Annotated in this window: 9 protein-coding genes; all 9 read left to right on the top strand. The window is 47.8% G+C overall.

Annotated elements, in window-relative coordinates:
* Positions 1-8 precede the first annotated feature (8 nt).
* The 9 genes from Q0236_RS03055 (at position 9) to Q0236_RS03015 (ending at position 7,824) form a co-directional block, all read left to right on the top strand.
* Positions 9-140 (top strand): 2-hydroxyacyl-CoA dehydratase family protein, encoded by a 132-nt coding sequence (locus Q0236_RS03055; RefSeq protein ID WP_297915007.1) that lies wholly within the window; start codon positions 9-11, stop codon positions 138-140.
* 72 nt (positions 141-212) lie between these two features.
* Positions 213-1,070: a substrate-binding domain-containing protein gene (locus Q0236_RS03050; RefSeq protein ID WP_297915001.1), complete on the top strand. Its 858-nt coding sequence runs from the start codon at positions 213-215 to the stop codon at positions 1,068-1,070.
* Positions 1,063-1,839: a 4Fe-4S binding protein gene (locus tag Q0236_RS03045; RefSeq protein WP_297914998.1), complete on the top strand. Its 777-nt coding sequence runs from the start codon at positions 1,063-1,065 to the stop codon at positions 1,837-1,839. Before Q0236_RS03050 ends, Q0236_RS03045 begins: the two co-directional genes overlap by 8 nt.
* Positions 1,839-2,666: a radical SAM protein gene (locus Q0236_RS03040; RefSeq protein ID WP_297915004.1), complete on the top strand. Its 828-nt coding sequence runs from the start codon at positions 1,839-1,841 to the stop codon at positions 2,664-2,666. The genes Q0236_RS03045 and Q0236_RS03040 overlap by 1 nt, the downstream gene beginning before the upstream one ends.
* A 262-nt stretch (positions 2,667-2,928) precedes the next feature.
* Entirely contained in the window at positions 2,929-4,473 is a 1,545-nt protein-coding gene (locus Q0236_RS03035; protein WP_297914995.1) for a flavocytochrome c, read from the top strand.
* Positions 4,474-4,838: 365 nt separating this feature from the next.
* A complete protein-coding gene (locus tag Q0236_RS03030; protein ID WP_297914992.1) occupies positions 4,839-5,582 on the top strand; it encodes an amino acid ABC transporter substrate-binding protein in 744 nt (247 codons plus the stop codon).
* 93 nt (positions 5,583-5,675) lie between these two features.
* On the top strand, positions 5,676-6,425 hold the full coding sequence (locus Q0236_RS03025) for an amino acid ABC transporter substrate-binding protein (RefSeq protein WP_297914989.1): 750 nt from the start codon (positions 5,676-5,678) through the stop codon (positions 6,423-6,425).
* The gene (locus Q0236_RS03020) at positions 6,422-7,090 is read left to right on the top strand and encodes an amino acid ABC transporter permease (protein WP_297914986.1); all 669 of its coding nucleotides are present in this window, start codon (positions 6,422-6,424) and stop codon (positions 7,088-7,090) included. The genes Q0236_RS03025 and Q0236_RS03020 overlap by 4 nt, the downstream gene beginning before the upstream one ends.
* Positions 7,090-7,824, top strand: coding sequence for an amino acid ABC transporter ATP-binding protein (locus Q0236_RS03015; RefSeq protein ID WP_297914983.1), 735 nt, complete (start codon positions 7,090-7,092; stop codon positions 7,822-7,824). The genes Q0236_RS03020 and Q0236_RS03015 overlap by 1 nt, the downstream gene beginning before the upstream one ends.
* The last annotated feature ends 74 nt before the right edge of the window (positions 7,825-7,898 follow it).

The following is a 7,898-nucleotide window of genomic DNA, read 5'->3' as shown; positions in this document are numbered from 1 at the left end:
CCTACGCGATCGAGACGAACAAGATCAAAGAAGCCAGCCGTGAAGCTGGAGCAAACTATATGTCGCTGGAGACTGATTATTCAAAACAAGACGTCGGGCAAATTCGCACGCGCTTGGAAGCGTTTATCGAGCTACTTTAGCGAGTCTTACTTGAAATTTTGAAATGAAGAATTTTCTAAATTTAAAAACAAACCAAAGAAAGGAGAGGTTGCATGAAATTTAAGGAGATAGACGAATCTCGTCGCGGCTTTTTAAAAGGAGCTTTGGCAGCGGCAGCCATCGCCGGACCCGAATCTATGCTCGCAGGCTTCACGCCGTTTAAGCCCGATTCGCTGCAGGTTTGGTCGTGCGGAGGGTTATCTGAGGCTTTTGCGCAGATAAATCAGGCGTACGAGTCCAAAACGGGGCATAATATCCAGTACACCGGCGCCTTTGCGGGGGCGCTCGGGAAGTCGCTGCTAGCCTTGCAGGGCAAGACGGAGGTTTTCGGCGCCCGCGTTTTGGAGCTAAGCCAAAAACTACGCAAAGCAGGCCTTAGCCTTCGCTTTAGACCGCTATGTTTTACCGACTACGTTTTAGTAGTGCCGAAGGGAAATCCCGCGGGCATTCGCGATCTGAAGGATCTAGCGGAACCCGGCGTGCGGGTGATGTTGCCGCTAAGGGCTTCGCCTCCGGGTAGCGGACCGGTAAAGGGAATTTTGAAAAATTCCGGCCTTACTGAGCCAGTCATGAAAAATATGATTGCCAACGGCTCATGTGTCATCCAGATGATGTGCGATCTCGTAGACGGCAAGGGCGATGCGTCCATCATCGAAAAGCGCCTAACGACGCACGATAGGTTTAAAGACAAAATCGAATACATGCCTATCGACGAGAAACTCATCCCGCCGGGGCCGCTTACCTTTACGCTAAATATCATGAAATACGTAAAAGACGAGAAGCTTGCCGATGACTTTGCGGACTTCGTTTGCTCGGACGGGCAGGAAATTTTCGAGCGGCACGGCTTTACCTCCATCCATTCGGCGCGCGGGCTTGAACTCATAGAAAGGTTTGGTGTAAAAGATGTTTAGTATCGTAAATATGGCAAAGATGAAAAAAGTCTCTAGGCTAACTAAAATTCGTCGTTTGGTGCAGCTGATTTTTATCGGCGCGATCGGGCAATGGGCGTATTATGGGATTTTTAGATGCCCATTTATCGTGCCTTTCGTAAACTGTCAATCCTGTCCGATCGTTACGTGCTGGGGGCGGATCGCGACCGTGTTTTTTGGCTTTTGGCTATTTATCCCCGTGCTGGTCATTTTCCTCGGGCGCGCGTTTTGCGGCTGGCTTTGCCCGGGCGGATTCGTAAATCAAATGCTCGGCAAATTTGCCGCTTTTAAGCTTAAGCTAAAAAACAATAAGAAGCTACGGTATGCGCAAATAGGCATGGTCCTAGCCGTTTTGCTTAGCGCGGGCGTATATTTTTTCTACGGCAATCCTCGCGTTATGATCCCTATCCGCACCAGCGACGAGTATCTAAACGCCGTTATCATGTCCTTTAAATTTTCCGACTGGTACTGGGCGGTTCGCACTGCCGTCGTCGTAGCTCTCATCGCCGCGTCCTTGATCGTCGCAAATTTATGGTGCCGCTTCGCCTGTCCGAGCGGCGGCATAATGGAGCTGCTGCGTAAAATTTCAATATTTCGCGTTTATAAAACGGATGCCTGCGATAACTGCAACGCCTGTTTGCGCAAATGCGAAATGGGCACTAGGCCCGACGAGATGAACTGCACGAACTGCGGCGATTGTATGGATGTTTGCCACGCGGACGCCATCAAATTTGGAAGGAAAAAAGATTGATGAATTTTTTCGCCAAACCCTCCTTCGACAACCACCCCTGCTTTAGCAAAAAAGCGTCCGCTGCCTACGGGCGCGTGCACCTTCCCGTAGCGCCGCATTGCAATATCCAATGCAATTTTTGCAACCGCATCTACGACTGCGCCAACGAAAATCGCCCAGGCGTAACGAGGAGAGTGCAAAGCCCGGACGAGGCCGTGGAATACGTGGAAAATCTATTTAAATTTAGACAGGATATCTCGGTCATCGGTATCGCAGGGCCCGGGGATCCTATGTGCGATGCCGATAAGACCTTAGCGACTTTTGAAAAATGCAAAGCCCGCTTCCCTCATGCCCTACTTTGCCTATCCACAAACGGCCTGTCCCTGCCCGAGCATGTGGATGATATCGTGCGGATAGGCGTGAGCCACGTGACGGTGACCGTTAATGCCGTAACGCCGGGCGTAGGCGGCAAAATTTATGCGTGGGTGCGCCACAAAAACAAAATTTACCACGGCGAAGAGGGCGCTAGAATTCTTGGGGAGCGCCAAGAGGAAGGGATTCGCAAGCTAAAAGAAGCCCGTATGATCGTAAAGATCAATACGGTCGTAATCCCCGGCATCAATATGGATCACGTCCCACGTATCGCGAAAAAAGCCAAAGAGTGGCAGGTCGATATTATGAACTGCATGGCGATGATCCCCGTGCATGGCACCCCTTTTGCAAATATCAAATCGCCCTCGAATGAAGAAATTCGCAGCATGCGAAAGCTCATCGGCGGCTCCATTCATCAAATGACTCACTGCAGCAGATGTCGCGCCGACGCATGCGGCAAGCTTTGCGAGAAATAAAGACCTGCTTTGCGGGTCTTTTATCCGGCAAAGGATACACGCTCTCATAGCGCACAAAATTTTATGTAGAGATTTAAATTTAAAATTTGTCTAAATTTAGAACTAGTAAGCAGCCGATAAGCGGCTTTTTGGCTGCGGCGGTTTTTTAAAATTTAAAAACAATTTTTAAATAATATTATTTTGCTTTTATTTAACTTTGGGTATAATTCTCCCAAAATTAGGCATCAAAAAAACCGTATAACGGTAAAATAAAGGAGACATCATGGAAAACGTTTCAAGACGTGATCTGCTCAAAATGAGCCTAGTTGGCGCGGGTGCTTTAGCGCTCGGCTCCGTAAACGCAAATGCTGCGGTTAACGCTAAAGACGTCAAATTTGACGAAGAGTGGGACGTAGTCATCGTTGGTTCCGGCTTTGCGGGGCTTGCCGCAGGCATCACCGCAGCCGAAAAAGGCAATAAAGTCCTAATCCTAGAAAAAATGGGACGCGTCGGCGGTAACAGCGTCATCAACGGCGGCTTATTTGCAGTGCCCAATAACGACAAACAAAAAGCAGAGGGCGTGAAAGATAGCAACGAGCTTTTTATCAAAGACTGCCTGAAAGCGGGTCGGGGCCTAAACCACGTCGATCTCATCGATACCATCGCTACCCGCGCGCAAGACGCGTATAAGCTCACCATAAAATGCGGCGTAAAATACATAGATAAACTCTCGCATCTGGGAGGTCACTCCGTCCCAAGAACCGTTCAAACTACTAACGGCAGCGGCTCGGGCATCGTTCAGCCGATGGTCGAGTATTTTAAAAATTTACAGGGTGCGGAGCTTAGACAAAGAGCAAAATTTGATGAATTCGTTTTAGGCGAGGATGGCGGCGTAGAGGGCGTAATTATCAGAGAAAACTACAAATTTGACCCAAATAGTCTAAAAGACGATGTCGAAAATACAAGCGGCGAGAAAAAGACGATCAAAGCCAAAAAAGGCGTAGTTTTGGCAGCGGGCGGATTTTGTCGCGACGTATTTTTTAGAGAGGTGCAAGACCCTTCGATAACCAAAGAAACGGATAGCACAAATCATCCCGGCGCTACGGCGGGCGCGATGAAAGAAGCCTTTAGAATCGGTGCGATTCCCGTGCAGCTTAGCTGGATACAGTTTGGCCCATGGGCTTGCCCAGATGAAAAAGGTTTCGGAGTAGGTTCGTTGTTTAACGTAAATGCAAGCTTCCGCTACGGCATCTCGGTAAACCCTAAAACGGGCAAACGCTATATGAACGAGCTAGCCGACCGCCGCACTAGGGCTCAGGCGATGTTTAAGGTCATCGGTACCGACGGCAACTATCCGATAAATTTCTGCGACGCAAACGGCGTAAAAGCCCTACTTCCCGAGCAGCTCGAAAAGCCTTTAAATTCGGGAATTTTAAAAAAATTTGATAGCATCGATGAAATTGCGGCATTTTATAAAATTCCAGCCGATGAGCTAAAAAAGACCGTCGAGCGCTATAACGGCTTCGTAAAAGCAGGCAAAGATGATGACTTTGGCAAGCCTTTAGATAAAACTACTACTGACGGCTATGACGTTTCTAAACCGCCTTTTTACGCTATACGCGGCACGCCGAAGCTCCACCACACGATGGGCGGTATCGACATCAATACCAAAGCCCAGGTCATCTCGCTAAAAACCGAGATGCCGATCCCTAGACTATTTGCTGCAGGCGAGATCACCGGCGGCGTGCACGGAGCCAGCCGCTTAGGTAGCGTGGCGATTGCTGACTGTCTAACGTTTGGTATGATAGCGGGTGAGAATATAGGCTAATTTGAGGCGTCTTTTGAGCGTCTTTGAATGAGTTTGAAAATTTTGTCCTACGATGAACTACGTGTTCTATTTCGGACAAAATTTTCCGCACAACATTCAAATCCGCCTCAAAATACTTGCAAATTTTATCTTATATCGCAGGCTGAATTCCCTCTGTGATACTTTTACCTAATAAACTTGAAATTTTATAAATCACCTCTGTCAAAATTTTAAAAATATATGACGCTAAAGTTTTGTCATGCAGGCGAAATTTTGTATCACGTCTTACTAAAATTTAAAATTTTTAATAAAAATTATATATTCCGCACGATATAATCGCGCATCTGCTCGCAGCGCGAGCGATAGCTAAATTTCAAGGAGATTCAATGAAAATATTTAAAGCCCTGCTCGCAACAGCGCTAATCACCGCCACCCTAAGCGCTAAGACGCTTAAAGAGGGCACGCTCGTAATAGCCACGGAGGGGACTTACTCACCGTATTCTTTCTATGACGAGAAAAATAATCTTACCGGCTTTGATGTCGATATCGCTCGCGCACTGGCAAAAGAGCTAGGGCTAAAGGCGGAATTTTTAACCGCGCCGTGGGATGCGATGCTCGCGGCATTTGATGCAGGCAAAGCTGACATAGCGATGAATCAAGTAAGTATCACGCAGGAGCGCAAGAAAAAATATAATTTCAGCGAGCCTTATACTGTGGCTTATGCTGCGCTAGTAGTGCGAGCTGATAACGAGGAGATTAAGAGTTTTGCGGATCTTAAAGGCAAAAAAAGCGTCCACTCCGCTACTAGTAACTGGGCTGACATGGCGCGCAACTATGGCGCTGAAATCGTCACAGCAGACGGATTTAGCAAGGGTGTGGAACTTATCATAGCTCGTCGCGCAGACGCTACGATCAACGACAATATCACATTTTTTGACTATATGAAGCAGCGCCCGAACGCCCCGCTAAAGATCGCAGCTCAAGGCAATGAGCCGATCTATTCCGCCGTGCTGCTTAAAAAGGACGACGAGCTGACGGCGCAGATAAATTCCGCGCTAAAATCGCTAAAGCAAAAAGGCGTGCTGAAAGAAATTTCACTTAAATATTTCGGCAAAGACATTACGGAGTAAATTTTACGACCGCTTAGTTGAAGCGTGGAATTTTAAACTTAGCTGAGCGGAATTTTGCATTTTAAATTTCGCTCATAAAATTTTGGAGGAATTATGAAAAATTTAATAAAAACTTTGCTTGCGTGCGCGCTTTTAATATGCGGCGCAAACTCTAAAACGCTACGCGAAGGCACGCTTAAAGTAGCTACCGAAGGCACCTTTTCGCCATTTTCGTATTATAACGACAAAAATGAGCTCGCAGGATACGACGTAGATGTCGCGCGCGCAGTCGCCGAAAAGCTTGGTCTAAAAATAGAATTTCTAACTGCGCCTTGGGATGCGATGCTTGCAGCATTTGATGCAGGCAAGGCAGACGCTGTGTTTAATCAAGTAAGCATCACTGATGAGCGCAAGAAAAAATATGAGTATTCTGTGCCCTACACCGTCGTTTACGGAGCTATTATCGTGCATAAAGATAACAACGACATTAAAAGCTTCGAGGATTTAAAAGGCAAGAAAAATGCAGACTCCGCTACCAGCAACTGGGCACAAGTCGCTAAAAAATACGGCGCGCAAAACGTAACTGTAGATAGTTTCGCCAAAAGTATGGAGCTGCTGATCGCTCGCCGCGTAGATACCGTCGTGCGCGATAATACCGTATTTTACGACTTTTTAAAACAACGTCCGGACGCTCCGATTAAGATCGCCGCAAAGCTAAAAGATGTCGATTATAGCGCTGCAATCGTGCAGAAGGGCAATAAAGAACTCGCAGATCAAATCAACAAAGCCCTAAACGAACTCAAAGCCGAGGGCAAGCTAAAAGAAATTTCGCTTAAATATTTCGGCAAAGATGTGAGTGAATGAACGAAACAAGCAGAATTCTAGAGCTTGTTAGCAGCTCGCTAAAGCCGATGGCGCTAGCCCTGCTGCAAGTTACGATCCCGCTTACGATAATCTCATTTCTGCTTGGGCTCGTGCTTGCGGTGCTGACGGCGGTCGCACGCATCGCAAATTTTAAAATTTTAAAGCAGCTAAGCGAAATTTATATTTGGATTTTTCGCGGCACTCCGCTTTTGGTGCAGCTTTTTATCGTCTATTTCGGGCTTCCAATCGTTGGGATCACACTTGATGTTTGGGCTGCTGCGATCATTACCTTTAGCCTAAATATCGGCGCTTACGCTTCAGAGGCGGTGCGAGCTGCGATCCTATCGGTGCCAAAGGGACAATGGGAGGCGGCTACGTCTTTAGGCATGAGCTACGCTCAAATTCTGCGCCGTATTATCGCTCCGCAAGCAGCGCGCATATCGCTGCCGCCGCTATCAAATATATTTATCTCTACGCTTAAAGACACTTCGCTAGTAGCCTCGATTACGATGGTCGATATGTTTATGGTCGCTCAACGTATCGCTGCACGGGCATTCGATCCGCTCACGTTATACGTGCTGGCGGCGCTATTTTATCTAGCGGTCTGCACCCTTCTTACGTTCTTACAATCCAAGCTAGAGCGACGATTTTCAAGGTTCGTGTGATGATAAAATTTACGAACTTAACTAAGCGCTTCGGCGATCACGTCGTGCTAAATGGGCTAAGCTTAGAATTTCGCGACGGGCAAACGACAGTGATTTTAGGAAGCTCCGGCTCTGGCAAATCCACGATGCTGCGCTGCATAAATCTGCTCGAAATTCCAAGCGGCGGCGAGCTACAGCTAGGCGAGTTTAAGATAAATTTCGACGCTCCGCATAAAACAAGCGAGTATCATCCGTTCCGCGCGCATACGGGCATGGTTTTTCAAAGCTTCAATCTCTTTCCACACCTCAACGTCTTGCAAAACGTCATCGAAGCACCCGTACACGTGCTAAAGCAGCCACGCGAGCTTGCCGAGGCAAATGCAATGGCGCTGCTAAAAAAGGTCGGTATGGCGGATAAAGCTGGCGCGTATCCGGCTCGCCTCTCCGGCGGTCAGAGCCAGCGTGTAGCGATCGCGCGGGCGCTTGCGATGCAGCCTGAGTTTTTGCTGCTGGATGAGCCTACGAGCGCGCTTGATCCCGAGCTTGAGGCACAGGTGCTAAAGACTATCGCCGAGCTTGCCGCAGAGGATCGCTCGCTTATCATCGTCACGCACAATATGGGCTTTGCACGCAAGATCGCAGATAGAATTTTATTCTTAGACGGCGGAGTTATCGCATTCGACGGCGACGCAGAGGAATTCTTCGGTAGCAGCGACGAGCGCATAGCTAAATTTATCGGAGCGATGAGCTTTTAAATCCATTAAATTTCAAGGAGAAAAGATGAAAGTAGATACCCTAATCGTAAAGGGCATAGAGGCCAAGTCCAACC

Source organism: uncultured Campylobacter sp., from assembly GCF_938031315.1.
In the GTDB taxonomy this organism is placed as follows: Bacteria; Campylobacterota; Campylobacteria; order Campylobacterales; family Campylobacteraceae; genus Campylobacter_B.
This window is presented reverse-complemented; position numbering and strand designations above follow the sequence as displayed.